Raw genomic sequence first — 14,908 nt, 5'->3', positions numbered from 1 at the left:
GCGCACGCCCTCACCGTGCGGCCGTCGGCCGCGCGCGCACCCGGCCGGCGCGGCTTCATGGAACCGCACGAAACATGCGGCGGCTGGTCAGGAGGCTTCGTTTCCCGTCAAGCCGCTGCGCCGACCTGCTGGACCAGCTGCATGGCGAAGCGGCCATGCCCCACCGACCAGTCGGAATAGTCGTTCTCGTGCATGAAGATGAACACGTCGGCCGGGGCCACGTGCGCCATCACCTCGAGGTTGCGGGCAATGCCGGCATACAGCGCGCGCTTCATGGCGTCGCTGCGGCCGCGGCGCAAGGTGATCTCCACGACCACCACGTCCTCCGAGCGCGCCACCCCGTTGAAGCTGCGGCTGAAAGCGAATTGCCCGGGCGCGTAGGCGGTCACCATGTTGAACAGCTCGTCTTGCGGCATGCCGATGCCATCGACCAGGGCCTGGTGGATGGCCTGGACAACGGCCTCACGTTCGGTGGGAGGCGTTGCTTGGGGCAGGTAAGTGTGGATGAAAGGCATGGAGGTATGTTCCTGTCCGGAAAATAAGCAAGGGCGACCGCTCAGGCCGCGGTTGTGGATTCTTCTCAGTTCCCTCCCCTGCCAAAAGCGATTTATCCTCCCGCGCTATGTGCAGCCAGATCACATAGAAACGATGCCACGTCGTCTTCCGCCCCTGGGTGCCCTGCGCGCCTTCGAAGCTGCGGCCCGCCTGGGCCGCATGACGGCAGCCGCCGAGGAGCTGTCGGTATCCCCGGGCGCGATCAGCCGCCAGGTGCGCCATCTCGAAGACCACCTGGGCCTGCCGCTGTTCGGCGGCACCAAGGCGCGCCCGACCCTCACCGCCGCGGCGCGCACGCTGCAGCCCGTGCTGACCACCGCTTTCCAGCAGATCGAGGACACGGTGCGGGCCCTGGGCGATGCCCGCCAGGGCCCGCTGGACGTGGCCTGCTTCAGCACCTTCACGGCCAGATGGCTGATCCCGCGGTTGTTCGACTTCCATGCGCAACACCCCGGTATCGAAGTCCGCCTGCGCACCACCGACACGGGCACCGATGCCGCCTCCGAGGGCTGCGACCTGCTTATCACCGCAGAGGACGCCACGGGCGCACGGCGCGATGCCGGCACGTCTCTGCACCTGTTCTCCGAGCGCCTGGGTCCGGTGCTGTCCCCCGCGCTGGCCGCGCGCACCGGGGTGCTGCGCACACCCACCGACCTGGAGGGCCAGCCCCTCCTGCACACGCGCGCGCGTCGCGGGGCATGGGCCGCCTGGGCCGCATCCGCCGGTGCGGACTGGCACCCGGAGGCGGCCGCCGCCGGCCCGGTGTACGAGCACTACTACTTCACGCTGGAGGCCGCCGTGCGCGGCCTGGGCATTGCCCTGGCCCCCTGGCACCTGGTGGTGGACGACGTGCAGGCCGGGCGCCTGGTGGCGCCCTTCGGCTTTGCCGCCTCGGGCTACGACTACCTCGCGCTGCGGCGCACCACTGCCGCCCATCCACGGCTCGATACTTTTTGCCAGTGGCTGGCCGCGCAGGCGCGGGCCATGCCGCCAGCCGCAGGCAAGGGCGGCCACTGAACTCCCAGGGCCCGGCTGCGGTGGGTGCGGCCGGGATGCCGCTGCCGTCCAGCCGCGACACGGCCGTACCCGGCATGTAACTGGTTCCGTGCCAGAATTGAAACCCGATTACATCCCCAGAACGCTTCCGAAGGAGACACCCCGATGCGCATCCGCCGAGCCACCAAGATCGTTGCCACCCTAGGGCCCGCATCGAGCGATCCGGTCCTGCTGGAGCGGATGATCGCCGCCGGCGTGAACGTGGTGCGGCTCAACTTCAGCCATGGCACAGCGCAGGACCACATCGACCGCGCCGAGAAGGTGCGGGCAGCGGCCCAGCGCGCGGGGCGCGAGGTGGCGATCATGGCCGACTTGCAGGGGCCGAAGATCCGCGTGGGCAAGTTCGCAGAAGGCAAGGTCTGGCTGGAGCCCGGGGCGCCGTTCGTTCTCGATGCCTCGCGCACGGAGCCGGGCGACCTGGCCGGCGTGGGCCTCGACTACAAGGAGCTGCCGCGCGACGTGAGGCCCGGCGATGTGCTGCTGCTCAACGACGGCCTCATCGTGCTCACGGTGAACGCGGTGCGCGGCGAGCAGGTGCTCACCACCGTGCGCGTGGGGGGCGAGCTGTCCAACAACAAGGGCATCAACAAGCAGGGCGGCGGCCTCACGGCGCCGGCGCTCACGGCCAAGGACATGGAAGACATCCGCACCGCGATGAGCTTCCAGGCCGACTACGTGGCCGTGAGCTTTCCCAAGAACGCCACCGACATGGAAATGGCGCGCCAGCTCTGCAATGTGGCCGCGGCCGAATACCGACACAAGCCGGGCCTGATCGCGAAGATCGAGCGCGCCGAGGCCGTGCCGCGCCTGGAGGAGATCCTGCGCGTATCCGACGGCATCATGGTGGCGCGCGGCGACCTCGCGGTGGAGGTGGGCAATGCCGCCGTGCCGGCGCTGCAGAAGAAGATGATCCGCATGGCGCGCGACATGGACAAGGTCGTCATCACCGCCACGCAGATGATGGAGAGCATGATCACCAACCCCGTGCCCACGCGGGCCGAGGTGAGCGACGTGGCCAACGCCGTGCTGGACGGCACCGACGCCGTGATGCTGAGCGCCGAGACGGCCGCCGGCCGCTACCCGCTGGAGACGGTGGAGGAGATGGCCAAGATCTGCGCCGCCGCCGAGGCTGCGGAAGACCCCGAGCGCGATTCCGATTTCACGGGCCAGACGCTGGGCCGCATCGACCAGTCCATCGCCATGGGTGCGCTGTTCACGGCGCACCACCTGGGCGCCAAGGCCCTCGTGGCACTCACGGACAGCGGCTCCACCGCGCTCTGGATGAGCCGCCACCGCATCCACATCCCGATCTACGCGCTCACGCCCAAGGTGGCCACGCAGCGCAAGATGGCGATGTACCGCAACGTGCGGCCGCTGCTCATGGACACGAGCGTGGACCGCGACACGGCGCTGGAGCAGGCCGAAGGCCACCTTAAGAACCGCAACATCGTGCAGCAGGGCGACCTCTACGTGATCACCTGCGGGGAGCCGATGGGTGCTCCGGGCGGAACCAATATGCTGAAGATCTGCCGCGCCGGCTGATCCAGGCCCGCACGGCCTGGCCGGCCAGCCAGGCGCTGGCGGCACCGACCAATGCGCCAGCCAGCACATCCGACGGCATGTGCACGCCCAGACAGATGCGGCTCCAGCCCATCGCGGCCGCCAGCGCATAGGCCAGCCACCGCCAGCCGGGCGCCTGGCCGCGCGCGAGTCCGAGCGTGAGGCCGCGCGCCAGCGCGAAGGCGGTCGCCGCGTGCATGCTGGGAAAGCCCGGGCGCGCGCCCATGTCGATCCACTGCATGCAGGCCCAGGCCCCACTGCGCCGGGCGCGCGATGGGCACCACCGCGCGGAACCCGCGCACGGCGCACCAGGCCACCAGCAGCGAGAGCGCGCCCCAGACCACGGCGCGCCGCGTGGCGTGCTGCCCGCGCGCCAGTTCCAGCACCATCAGCAGCCCCGCGAAGACGGGGAGGTCCTGCGACAGCCACCGCGCCACGGCGACCACGGCCGGCGGCGTGGCCGGCGTGGCGTTCAGTGCCAGGAAGAGGGTGGTAGGGTGGTATCAAGGGCGAACATGCGATGCGCCTTCGGATGGCAGGACGCTGTCGGAAAGGGCATGGCGGCGGCACAGCAGGCCCGCTGCCAGATCGCAGGCCCAACCCGCGGTCCAGCAGAGCCAGCCGGTCCAGAGCGTGTGGCTCATGAAATGCGCTCCGCGCATCTGCTGGGCCGCGCCCAGGACCAGCCCCGCCGCGATCGAGGCCGCCAGCCACCAGCGCGCCGCACCCGGGTGCCGGTGGCGCAGCGCGAAATAGCCGCCCAGGAACGCAAAACCGGCCGAGGCGTGCCCCGCCGGAAAGCAGTGGCCGCTGCCGCCATCGAAGATGCCGCGCGACCAGTGCGAGACATAGCGGGCCATTCCGCCGAACTCCGCCAGGTCCCAGGGGCAGCTGGTGGCACTGGCCTGCTTGAAGGCCGTGACCACGCCCAGCGCGACCAGGGCGCTGGCGGCCATCTGCGCGCGTTCGGCGGTCGAGAGCCGGCGCAGCCATCCGGCGGGCCACCAGACCGATGCGGCCAGCAGCACCATGAGCACCCAGGCCGCGCGGCGCGCGCCTTCGTGCATGACGGACGCGAAGAACCAGTCGTCGCGCAGCGGGAATCCCCCACTGTTGCCGAACACCCGGGCCAGCGCCAGGTCGAAGGCGGTGGTGTCCCAGGCGATCAGCAGGCCCAGGGCCAGGGCTGTCCAGAAAAGGGGGGCGAACGGATGGGGCGGGGCAGCCGGGGCGCGGGGCGCGGACGGCGGAGCAATCGGAGCGGTCATGGGTCGCGACCTTAGGGGCCCCCTCTTAACATCGCCTTAACGCCCCACGGCGGGCCGCCGCCCATGGCCGCGGAGCGCTGGCACCGCCACAATGGCGCCATGAGAATCCTCGTGGTCGAAGACGACGGCGGCATCGCCGCGGGCCTGCGGGCCAACCTCCAGCAGAGGGGCTATGCGGTGGACGTGTGCGGCACCATGACCGAGGCCTGGAGCGCGCTGCGCGCCGAGCGCTTCGATGCGGTGCTGCTGGACCTCGGCCTGCCCGACGGCGATGGCGCCGAGCTGCTGACGCGGCTGCGCCAGGCGCCTCCGGCCGTGCCCGGCGGCCAGCCCGCGCGGCTGCCGGACCCGGCCACCCCGGTGCTGATCCTCACGGCGCGCGACCAGGTGCACCAGCGCATCGCGGGCCTGGACCAGGGCGCGGACGACTACCTCGCCAAGCCCTTCGACGTGGATGAACTGGAGGCGCGCCTGCGGGCCCTGCTGCGGCGCGCGGCGGGGCGTGCCTCGCCGGTCATCCGCCTGCACGATCTCGAACTGGACCCCGCGGCGCGCACGGTGCGGCGTGCGGGGCAACTGGTGGAAATGTCTCCGCGCGAGTTCTCCGTGCTGCTGGTGCTGCTCGATGCGCGCGGCCGCGTGCTCTCGCGCCAGCAGATCGAAGAGCGGCTCTACAACTGGCAGAGCGGTGTGGAAAGCAACGCCATCGAGGTCCACGTGCACCACCTGCGCAAGAAGCTCGGCAGCGAGCGTATCCAGACCATGCGCGGCGTGGGCTATTTCATCCCGCAGGAATGAGGCGCACCGTGGCGACGCTGTCTCCTGCTTCCGCGCGCATTCCCTCCCTCACGCGGCGCCTGCTGCTCTGGACCCTGGGCGCCCTGCTGGCCGTCTGGGCCAGCTTCGTGGGCATGGCCTACCTCACCGGCATCGAGGAGGCCGACGAGCTGACCGACGGCCACCTGGCCAGCGTGGCCGCGCTGCTGCTGAACCTGCGGCCGGGCGAAACCGTCACGCCCGCCGAGGCCACGCGCCGCGCGCCGACGCCCTGGCTGAAGGCGCACGATTACCAGCAGTCGCTCAATGTCGTGCAGTGGGACGCCGATGGCCGCCTGCTGTCGCACAGCGGCGACGCGCCGCTGCCGCCCTTCGACACGCCCGACGGCTTCGCCACGCTGCACCTGGGCGCAAAGCCCACGCCCTGGCGCAGCTTCTCCCAATGGGACGGGACACGCTCGCGCAAGGTGGTCGTGTTGCTCGATCTGGAAGAGCGCGACGATCTGGCGGAGGACATCGCCGGGCAGATGGTGGAGCCCGGCCTGTGGCTGCTGCCCGTGGTCATGCTGGTGCTGGGTTTTGCGGTGCGGCGCGGGCTGCGGCCGCTCTACACGCTCTCGCACGACGTGGCGGCGCTGGACGTGGCCGGGGCCGAGCGCCTCTCCACGGGCGGCACGCTGCGCGAATTCGAATCGGTGGTGGCTTCCATCAACACGCTGCTCGACCGGCAGCAGGCGGCGCTGGTGCGCGAGCGGCGCCTGGCCAACGAGGTGGCGCACGAACTGCGCACGCCGCTCTCGTCCATCGTGCTGCAGGCCCGTGCGCTGGGCGGCGGCCTGGACGGCGCGGCGCAGGCCGAGGCGCTGGCGCGCATCGGGCAGGACGCGCTGCGCGCCGGCCATGTGCTCAACCAGTTGCTGGCACTGGCCCGCGCCAGCCGCACCCGCCTGGACGAACTCGAGGCCGAGGTGGACCTCGCGGCGCTGGCGCGCGATGTGGCGGCCGACCATGCCCAGGTGGCGTGGCAGCACGGCGCCACCCTCGGCGTCGCGGCTTCGGGCCCGGTGGCCGTGCGCGGCAATGCCGTGCTGCTGGAGATGGCGCTGCGCAACCTGGTGGAAAACGCATTGCGCCACACGCCCGCCGGCACGCACGTGGAGATCCGGGCCGCTCCCCTGGAGGGCGGCGGCGCCTGCCTGCAGGTGTGCGACGACGGCCGCCGTGCGGCCACCGGGGAAACCGGCACGCCCGCCCCGGCGCGCGCGCCCGTGGACAGCCTGCACCTGGGGCACGAAATCATCGCCCGCGTGGCCGAGGCGCACGGCGGCCGGTTCCGCGAAATGCCTGCGCCCGCGCCTTTCACCACGTGTTACGGTGTGGAATTGAGGACCGGCCCGGCGCTGGATGCCACCGGCTAAAATGATCCGGTTACCAAGCGGTTACCACCGCCGGCCCCTGCCGAATGCGCCGGTCCTCTGCACGGGCCGCGACGTCCATCCCCACCCTTGAATGGAACCACCCCCATGCCACTCGTCTCGATGCGCGAACTGCTCGACCATGCTGCTGAAAACCGCTATGGCATCCCTGCCTTCAACGTGAACAACCTGGAGCAGGTGCAGGCCGTGATGGCCGCGGCCGACGAAGTGGGCGCGCCGGTCATCCTCCAGGCGAGCGCCGGCGCACGCAAGTACGCGGGCGAAGCGTTCATCAAGCACCTGGTGCAGGCGGCCGTCGAGGCCTACCCGCACATTCCGGTCGTGATGCACCAGGACCACGGCCAGAGCCCGGCCATCTGCCAGGGTGCCATCGACCTCGGCTTCTCGTCGGTGATGATGGACGGCTCGCTGCGCGAAGACGGCAAGACCCCGGCCTCGTTCGAATACAACGTGGACGTGACCCGCAAGGTGGTCGAGATGGCCCACAAGGTGGGCGTGACCGTCGAGGGCGAACTGGGCTGCCTGGGCTCCCTGGAAACCGGCGAGGCCGGCGAGGAAGACGGCATCGGCGCGGTGGGCAAGCTCGACCACAGCCAGATGCTCACCGACCCCGAGGAAGCCGCGCAGTTCGTGAAGGCCACGCAGCTCGACGCACTGGCGATCGCCATCGGCACCAGCCATGGCGCCTACAAGTTCACGCGCAAGCCCACGGGCGACATCCTCTCGATCGAGCGCGTGAAGGAAATCCATGCCCGCCTGCCCAACACCCACCTGGTCATGCACGGCTCCTCCAGCGTCCCGCAGGAACTGCTGGAGATCATTCGCCAGTACGGCGGCAACATGAAGGAAACCTACGGCGTGCCGGTCGAGGAGATCCAGAAGGCCATCCAGTTCGGCGTGCGCAAGATCAACATCGACACCGACATCCGGCTGGCCATGACCGGCGCGGTGCGCAAGTTCCTGCACGAGAATCCCGAGAAGTTCGATGCCCGCGAATGGCTCAAGCCCGCGCGCGAAGCCGCCAAGGCCATCTGCAAGCAGCGCTACATCGAGTTCGGCTGCGAAGGCCAGGCGCCCAAGATCAAGGGCCATACGCTGCAGGCGATCGCCGGCCAATACGCCTCGGGCGCGCTGGCACAGCTGGTGAACTGAGGGCTGTGCCCGGGCGGCACCCATGCCGCCCACCGGCCCGCATCCCCTTGGCCACGGCGCTGTGCCGGGCCGCCTGCCGACGCGGTGGCGGGCATTGCGGGGCGCCTCGCGGCCCGCACGGTCCAGCCCCTGGCGCCGCACCGGCGGGTTCGGGTTAAGCTCGGACTCCGCCGCCGGGCCGGGGCCGCGCCGCTCAACGCATCCGCGGCCGGAGCCCTCCGCGAGTCCTTCCGCATTCCTTCCGAATCGCCCGTTCCGTGAAAAAGCCGCCATTTACGTTTCTGCCCGCACGCGCTGGCCGGGGTTTCCTGCTTGCAGGCGCCGTTCTGCTGTCGCTCGCGGGCTGCGCGCCGGTGCAGCCCTCGCTGCCGCACGTCGGCCGCGCCCAGGTCGACCTGCCGCCGGGCGACTGGGAGGTGCTGCACCGCAGCAGCCTCGTGCTCGACGTCCTGCCCGACGACATCGCGGCCGACCTGCCGATGGAAACCACGGTCCTGGGCCTGCGCGGCCCGGGCAAGGACCGGCCGCTGCTGGCCCTGTTCTTCGTGCAGACCAACGCCACCAACTACCCGCGCGACACCACGCTGTGGACGGCGCCCTGCCGGCAGCAGGACGGCGTGTTCGTGGAGGACAAGACCCGCGGCAGCCCGGCGCGCGCCGACTGCCTGCGCTACAAGCGGCGGGCCGATACGGGCGACTATCTCGTGCGCAGCCGGCCGGTGGTGGCCCAGTGGATGGCAGAGAAGCACCTCGCACCGGGCGGCCCCTATTCCCATGTGCTCTACCGCTACGCGAACAGCGGCGGCGCCTTCATGTCGATCGACGTGATCGCGTCCCAGAGCCTGCTGCGGCCCGTCACGCGCAACAACGACGAATTCCTGGTCGCCGGGCGCCCCGCCTTCGAGTGGAGCGAGAAGCTGGCCGCGGCCGCGCGCGTGAGCACGTCGATGATGGACGGCCGCCTGGTCATTCCGCCCTTTCCGGTGCCCATCGCGCCGTGAACAAGCGGGCCTCGGGGCCCGTCATGCCGGCAGCCCCGAGGCAGAGGCGCTAGGGAAAGCCCAGACACGCGTACCGGCCCGGCGCCCGCAGAATGCGGGTTCTTTTTGTAACAGCAGGTTCTGGAGACATACAGCATGAACGACCGTCCGTGGCTCGCCGCCTACCCCGCTGGGGTGCCGGCCGACATCGACCCGACCCAGTACCCGTCGCTCGTCGCCCTGATGGAGGAAGCCTTCCAGAAGCATGCGGACCGCACGGCCTACAGCTTCATGGGCAAGGACGTGAGCTTCACGGATACCGAGGTGCAGAGCCGCCACATGGCGGCCTACCTGCAGGGCCTGGGACTGGCCCGGGGCGACCGCGTGGCGGTCATGATGCCCAACGTGCCCCAGTATCCGGTCGCCGTCGCGGCCGTGCTGCGCGCGGGCTACGTGGTGGTCAACGTGAATCCGCTCTACACGCCGCGCGAGCTGGAGCACCAGCTCAAGGACTCGGGCGCCAAGGCGATCATCATCATCGAGAATTTCGCGGCCACGCTGCAGGCATGCATCGGCTCCACGCAGGTGCAGCACGTGGTGCTCTGCGCCATGGGCGACCAGCTCGGCCTGCTGAAGGGCCTGCTCGTGAACTACGTGGTGCGCAAGGTGAAGAAGCTGGTACCGCCGTTCTCGCTGCCCGGCGCCGTGCGTTTCAACGATGCGCTCGCGAAGGGCGGGCGCGGCACCCTGCGCAAACCCGACCTGCGGCCCGACGACGTGGCGCTGCTGCAATACACGGGCGGCACGACCGGGGTTTCCAAGGGCGCGGTGCTGCTGCACCGCAACCTCATCGCCAACGTGCTGCAGTCCGAGGCCTGGAACGCGCCCGCCATGGCCAAGGTGCCTGCCGGCGAGCAGCCGGCCAGTGTGTGCGCGCTGCCGCTCTACCATATCTTCGCGTTCACCGCGAACATGATGCTGGCCATGCGCACGGGCGCCAAGACCATCCTCATCCCCAACCCGCGCGACCTCGCCGCGGTGCTGAAGGAGCTGTCGCGCCACACGTTCCACAGCTTCCCGGCCGTGAACACGCTCTTCAACGGGCTGGCGAACCACCCCGACTTCAACACGGTCAACTGGAAGAACCTCAAGGTCTCCGTGGGCGGCGGCATGGCCGTGCAGGGCGCGGTGGCGCGCCTGTGGCTGGAGAAGACCGGCTGCCCGATCTGCGAGGGCTACGGCCTCTCGGAGACCAGCCCGTCCGTGAGCTGCAACCCGGTAACCAACAAGGAATACACGGGCACCATCGGCGTGCCGATCTCCAACACACGCATGAAGCTCATCGACGACGAGGGCCGCGACGTGGTCGAGCCCGGCCGGGCCGGCGAGATCGCCATCCAGGGCCCGCAGGTCATGGCCGGCTACTGGCAGCGCCCCGACGAGACCGCCAAGGTCATGACCGAGGACGGCTACTTCAAGACCGGCGACGTCGGCGTGATGGACGATCGCGGCTTCTTCAAGATCGTGGACCGCAAGAAGGACATGGTGCTGGTGAGCGGCTTCAACGTCTATCCGAACGAGGTCGAGGAAGTCGTGGCCGAATGCCCGGGCGTGCTGGAGTGCGCCGTGGTGGGCGTGCCCGACGACAAGACCGGCGAAGCCGTGAAGCTGGTCGTGGTGCGCAAGGCCGCCGACCTGACCGAGGCCCAGGTGCGCGAGTTCTGCCGCGCCAACCTCACGGGCTACAAGCAGCCGCGCGTGATCGAGTTCCGCGAATCGCTGCCCAAGACGCCCGTGGGCAAGATCCTGCGGCGCGAACTGCGCGACAAGAAGGCCTGACGGCCCGGCCCGGAACCCGCGGCCCTTTCGTTCCCGGCCGGCGGCGTGTTGCCGCCGGCCTTCTTTTTTTGGCCGCCGCCCAGCGGTCCCTGCCATGCCGACGATCGCCATCCTCAGTGCCCTGCCCGACGAACAGGCCGGGCTCTCCGCCGCCCTGCAGCCCGCCGCCCGCATCGTGCACGCCGGCCGCACGTTCCAGCGCGGCACACTGCACGGCCGCGACGCCGTGCTGGCGCTCTCGGGCATCGGCAAGGTGGCGGCCGCCACCACGGCGGCTGCGCTGATCGAACGCTTCGGTGCGGAGCGCATCGTCTTCACGGGCGTGGCGGGCGGGCTGGGCGAGGGCGTGCGGATCGGCGATGTGGTCGTCGCGGAGGAGATGCTCCAGCACGACATGGATGCCTCGCCGCTCTTTCCGCGCTGGGAGGTGCCGGGCTACGGGCGCGTGCGCATGGCCTGCGACCCGGCGCTCACGGGCCGGCTGCTGGAGGCCGCGCACGAATGCCTGGCGGCCGCCGCGGGCGGTTCGATGCCGCAGGAGCGGGCGGTGCGCGCCGCGGCCGTGCATGCGGGCTTGGTGGCGAGCGGCGACCGCTTCGTGTCCGGCGCGGCCGAGGCCGATGCGCTGGCGCGGACGCTGCGGGCCGCCGGCCACGACGTGCTGGCCGTCGAGATGGAAGGCGCCGCGGTGGCCCAGGTGTGCGCCGACCACGGCGTGCCCTTCGCGGCGGTGCGCACCATCTCCGACCGCGCGGACGACGATGCGCCGCGCGACTTCGCCCACTTCGTGCGGACGGTGGCGGGCCGCTATGCCGACGGCATCGTCGGGCGGCTGCTGCAGAAACTTTGATTTGCTATATTTTTAATAGCAGACTATTCAATGTTTCCGGCGGCATGGAGCATGAAACGCTCTTGAGCCCTCCGCACAGGCGCCGGTGGGGCGCCCGCGGTCACTTGAGCCAGCCGCGGCGGCGGAAGTACCACATGGGGCCCAGCGCGCTGGCCACCATCAGCAGGATGCCGTACACGTAGCCGTAGGTCCACTTCAGCTCGGGCATGAACTCGAAGTTCATGCCGTACACGCTCGCGATGAGCGTCGGGGGCAGCAGCGCGACGCTGGCCACCGAGAAGATCTTGATGATCTTGTTCTGGTTGATGTTGATGAAGCCGACGGTGGCGTCCATCAGGAAGTTGATCTTCTCGAAGAGGAAGGCGGTGTGGTTGTCCAGCGATTCCAGGTCGCGCAGGATCTGCCGTGCGTCCTCGAACTGCTCGGCATTGAGCATCTTGCTGCGCATCATGAAGCTCACGGCGCGGCGCGTGTCCATCACGTTGCGGCGGATGCGGCCGTTCAGGTCCTCCTGGCGTGCGATGGCGGCCAGCACCTCGCCGGCACGCGCGTCGGTCACGTCGCCCGAGAGCACCTGGGTGCTCACTTCCTTGAGTTCGTCGTAGATGCCTTCGAGCGTGTCGGCGGAGTATTCCGCGTCCAGGTCGAAGAGCTTGAGCAGCACTTCCTTGGCATCTTCCAGCAGGCCGGGCGCGCGGCGCGCGCGCATGCGCAGCAGGCGGAAGACGGGCAGGTCCTCGTCGTGGATCGAGAACAGCACGCCCTTGCTCTTGAGGGTGTCGTTGACGAGGTTCAGGATGAAGGCCACGCGCACCGAGCGCGGGTTGTCTTCGTCGTCGATCAGGAAGTCGCTGCGGATGTGGACTTCGCCGTTGTCTTCTTCGTAGAAGCGGGCCGATTCCTCGATGTCCTCGTCCATCGCGTCGGCGGGGATCTGCAGGCCGTAGTGCTGCTTGATCCAGCGCTTTTCTTCGAGCGTGGGGGATTCGAGGTCGACCCAGATGGGCTGGAACCGGGCCAGGTCTTCCAGGGAATCGATTTCTTCCTGGACCAGGCGGCCGTTGGCGAGCGTGAAGATGTTGAGCATGGGCTCACTCCCGGTGGGTTGGCGCGATGGCGCCGTTGGCGATAAGGGGGCGTTGAGGCGCTTTCAATCCCCCAAGGCCTGTGCACACCGGGAGTTGAAAGCTACCGACTGGGGTAGGTTTCCACGAAGCTCTCTCCAAAAAAGCAAGCGGCGGATTATGGCATTGCGGCACGCCCGTTACGTGACGGGCGCGTGTCAGCGGGGGCCGTGCGTGGGGCCGTTTTGCGGGGGCGCGGCGGCCCCGTTCGCGGCGACTCAGTGGCCGGAGGGGGCCGCGGGCGCGGGGGCAGCGCCGCTGCTGCGCACCCGTGCGAGCGCGCGGCACAGGTCGGACCAGGCGGCGGCCTTGGCGTCGGGCGCGCGCAGCAGGTAGGCCGGGTCGTAGGTGACGACGGCCGGCGTGCCGTCTGGCAACTGGTGGGCGGTGGCGCGCAGGCGCCCGAGCGGCTCGCGGCTGCCGAGCACGGCGCGGGCGGCCGACAGGCCGAGCACCAGCACCATCGACGGCCGCAGCGCCGCGATGGCGGCCTGCAGCGCGTCGGCCACGTCCGCGGCGGCGGCGGCCTCGGCCGGGCCGGGCGCGGCCCGCTCCACGGCAGCGAAGAAGGTGCGTGGATGGCGGTGCAGCCGCATCGCGCGCAGCATGTTGTCCAGCAGCTTGCCGGCGTCGCCCGTGAGCGGCGCATCGGGCGCCGCGCTCTCCGCCACCACCAGCCAGCCCGCTCCCAGCGCCACGGGCGTGGCGGCAGGGTCGGCTTGGGGGTAGAGCGGCTGCGGCGCATGCAGGCGCAGCGCCGGGCCGGCGCCGGCATCGGGCGTGCGGGGCGCCGCCGGTGGCGGGGGGGCCGCAGGGGCTCCGGCTGCGACAGCCGCCGGCACCGCGGCCGTGGCGGCTGCGGCAGCCGGGGCCGGCTCGGCAGCGGGCTGCCATACGGTGATGCCCATTTCGGCCAACATGGCGCGCTGGCGGGGATCGAGGTCGAGGCTCATGGGGTCGTCTTCGTGCGGCGCACGGCGGTGCGGGCCCCGGTGGGGGCGGGCGGGCGGGGGCTCACAGGGCAAGGCTCATCACGATGGCGTCTTCCCGGTCGCCGCCGTCCGCCGGGTAGTAGCGCTTGCGCTCGCCCACGGTGCGGAAGCCGCGCGCCAGGTACACGTCGCGCGCGCGCTGGTTGCTCCTGCGCACCTCCAGCCATAGCCATTGGGCCCGCTGGCTGCGCGCCCACAGCGCGAGCGCATCGAGCAGGATGCGGGCCCAGCCCTGGCGCTGGTGGGGCGGCGCCACGGTGAAGTTGAGCAGATGCACCTCGTCCACGCCGCGCATGGCCACGAAGTAGCCGATCAGTTCGTCATCGCCCGCCATGAGCAGTTGCACCTCGTAGCCCGCGGCCATCGCATCCGTGAAATTGCCCCGCGTCCACGGGTGGGAGTAGGCGAGCTGTTCCACCTCCAGCAGCGCGTCCAGGCGCGCGAGCGTGAGCGGCTCGAAGCGGACCTGGTCGGGGGTGTGGATGACGGCGCTCATGGCCGCGAGGATACGGAAGCCGGGGCCGCGGTGGAAGGGGGGGCGGCGGATGCGGCTGCAGCGGCAGCCTCCCGCGCGGCCGCGCGCTCGGCCGTGGTCTGGGCCACCTTGTCGCGCACGTAGCGCGGCAGCGCCTCCGCGGCCGGCACGGCGCCGCCGGCGGCCAGCACGGCGGGTGCCAGGCGCAGCAGCGCGGCGGCGGTCGGCAGTGCGGCCAGGTGCGCGGACTCCGGGGCACCGGGTGCAAGACGCTCGCCATAGGCCGCGCGTGCATTGCCGGCCACCGCATAGCCTGGCGGCGCCTCCACGGCCTCGGGGGCGCAGAGGCCGAACCCGCCGCCGTCGGCGCCGTGCCAGCCCCGGTCCGGGTGCCAGTCGTAGCGGGCGGTGTAGACCTCGTCCATGCGGGCGTCGAGCACGGCCACCACGCGCGTGCAGCCGTGCGCGGCGCGGGCCTCTTCGGCCAGGGCGAGCAGGGTGTCCACGGGCAGCACGGGCACGCCGGCGCCGGCGCGTGCGCCGAAAGCCAGGCCCTGCGCCACCGAGCAGGCCGTTCGTAGGCCCGTGAAGGAGCCGGGCCCACGGCCGAAGACGATCGCCTCCAGCGTGTCGAACGACAGCCCGGCCTCGTCCAGCAGGGCCCGGATCGCGGGCAGCAGCCCGGCCGAGGCCTGGGCACCGCCAGGCGCGCTGCGCTGCCAGAGGCGCGCAGTGCCGTCCCCGTCCTGCCGCTGCACGGCGATGGAGAGGGTGTCGGTGCTGGTGTCGAAGGCGAGCAGGTGCATGGTGGCGGAAAAGGCAGTGCCCCGCGAAAGAGGCGCGG

The 14,908-nt window shown here is 70.7% G+C and carries 15 protein-coding genes; 8 read left to right on the top strand and 7 right to left on the bottom strand.

Annotated features, from left to right (window positions below; translation table 11 throughout):
• Positions 1–107: 107 nt before the first annotated feature.
• On the bottom strand, positions 108–515 hold the full coding sequence (locus BM144_RS13525) for a tautomerase family protein (RefSeq protein ID WP_092953115.1): 408 nt from the start codon (positions 513–515) through the stop codon (positions 108–110).
• A 133-nt stretch (positions 516–648) separates the two neighbouring features.
• On the opposite strand from BM144_RS13525, the gene BM144_RS13520 reads away from it, so the two are divergent.
• Together BM144_RS13520 and pyk are read left to right on the top strand one after the other, a co-directional pair.
• Positions 649–1,572: a LysR substrate-binding domain-containing protein gene (locus BM144_RS13520; protein ID WP_092953113.1), complete on the top strand. Its 924-nt coding sequence runs from the start codon at positions 649–651 to the stop codon at positions 1,570–1,572.
• 144 nt (positions 1,573–1,716) lie between these two features.
• Positions 1,717–3,153: a pyruvate kinase gene (gene pyk / locus BM144_RS13515; protein ID WP_092953111.1), complete on the top strand. Its 1,437-nt coding sequence runs from the start codon at positions 1,717–1,719 to the stop codon at positions 3,151–3,153.
• On the opposite strand, the gene BM144_RS23595 is transcribed toward pyk, so the two are convergent.
• Together BM144_RS23595 and BM144_RS13505 are read right to left on the bottom strand one after the other, a co-directional pair.
• Positions 3,086–3,412, bottom strand: coding sequence for a phosphatase PAP2 family protein (locus BM144_RS23595; RefSeq protein WP_139225715.1), 327 nt, complete (start codon positions 3,410–3,412; stop codon positions 3,086–3,088). The genes pyk and BM144_RS23595 overlap by 68 nt on opposite strands.
• Positions 3,413–3,674: 262 nt before the next feature.
• Positions 3,675–4,439, bottom strand: a complete 765-nt coding sequence (locus BM144_RS13505) for a phosphatase PAP2 family protein (RefSeq protein ID WP_245783658.1) — start codon at positions 4,437–4,439, stop codon at positions 3,675–3,677.
• 99 nt (positions 4,440–4,538) lie between these two features.
• Between BM144_RS13505 and BM144_RS13500 the strand changes: the two genes are divergently transcribed.
• From BM144_RS13500 to BM144_RS13475, 6 genes are all read left to right on the top strand, one after another.
• Positions 4,539–5,237: a response regulator transcription factor gene (locus BM144_RS13500; RefSeq protein WP_092953364.1), complete on the top strand. Its 699-nt coding sequence runs from the start codon at positions 4,539–4,541 to the stop codon at positions 5,235–5,237.
• Positions 5,234–6,634, top strand: a complete 1,401-nt coding sequence (locus BM144_RS13495; protein WP_175526018.1) for a histidine kinase dimerization/phospho-acceptor domain-containing protein — start codon at positions 5,234–5,236, stop codon at positions 6,632–6,634. Before BM144_RS13500 ends, BM144_RS13495 begins: the two co-directional genes overlap by 4 nt.
• Positions 6,635–6,739: 105 nt before the next feature.
• Entirely contained in the window at positions 6,740–7,804 is a 1,065-nt protein-coding gene (fba, locus tag BM144_RS13490) for a class II fructose-bisphosphate aldolase (RefSeq protein WP_092953109.1), read from the top strand.
• A 257-nt stretch (positions 7,805–8,061) separates the two neighbouring features.
• Positions 8,062–8,805 carry a hypothetical protein gene (locus BM144_RS13485; RefSeq protein ID WP_092953107.1) on the top strand — a complete coding sequence of 248 codons (744 nt, stop codon included), beginning with the start codon at positions 8,062–8,064 and terminating at the stop codon, positions 8,803–8,805.
• A gap of 135 nt (positions 8,806–8,940) precedes the next feature.
• Positions 8,941–10,623, top strand: coding sequence for a long-chain-fatty-acid--CoA ligase (locus BM144_RS13480; RefSeq protein ID WP_092953105.1), 1,683 nt, complete (start codon positions 8,941–8,943; stop codon positions 10,621–10,623).
• 94 nt (positions 10,624–10,717) lie between these two features.
• Positions 10,718–11,473, top strand: coding sequence for a 5'-methylthioadenosine/adenosylhomocysteine nucleosidase (locus BM144_RS13475; protein ID WP_092953103.1), 756 nt, complete (start codon positions 10,718–10,720; stop codon positions 11,471–11,473).
• A 100-nt stretch (positions 11,474–11,573) separates the two neighbouring features.
• Here BM144_RS13475 and corA read toward each other — a convergent pair whose 3' ends face one another.
• The 4 genes from corA to tsaB all read right to left on the bottom strand — a co-directional run bounded on the left by corA (position 11,574) and on the right by tsaB (position 14,870).
• Entirely contained in the window at positions 11,574–12,560 is a 987-nt protein-coding gene (corA, locus tag BM144_RS13470; RefSeq protein WP_092953101.1) for a magnesium/cobalt transporter CorA, read from the bottom strand.
• A gap of 255 nt (positions 12,561–12,815) precedes the next feature.
• Positions 12,816–13,550, bottom strand: coding sequence for a uracil-DNA glycosylase family protein (locus BM144_RS13465; protein WP_092953099.1), 735 nt, complete (start codon positions 13,548–13,550; stop codon positions 12,816–12,818).
• 61 nt (positions 13,551–13,611) lie between these two features.
• Positions 13,612–14,085, bottom strand: coding sequence for a ribosomal protein S18-alanine N-acetyltransferase (gene rimI / locus BM144_RS13460; RefSeq protein ID WP_092953096.1), 474 nt, complete (start codon positions 14,083–14,085; stop codon positions 13,612–13,614).
• A complete protein-coding gene (gene tsaB / locus BM144_RS13455; protein ID WP_092953078.1) occupies positions 14,082–14,870 on the bottom strand; it encodes a tRNA (adenosine(37)-N6)-threonylcarbamoyltransferase complex dimerization subunit type 1 TsaB in 789 nt (262 codons plus the stop codon). Before tsaB ends, rimI begins: the two co-directional genes overlap by 4 nt.
• Positions 14,871–14,908 lie beyond the last annotated feature (38 nt).

The sequence above is a fragment of the Paracidovorax konjaci genome (assembly GCF_900112675.1).
Classification (GTDB): Bacteria; Pseudomonadota; Gammaproteobacteria; order Burkholderiales; family Burkholderiaceae_C; genus Paracidovorax; species Paracidovorax konjaci.
The sequence above is the reverse complement of the archived record's forward strand: the minus strand, read 5'-3'. Positions and strand labels throughout refer to the sequence as shown.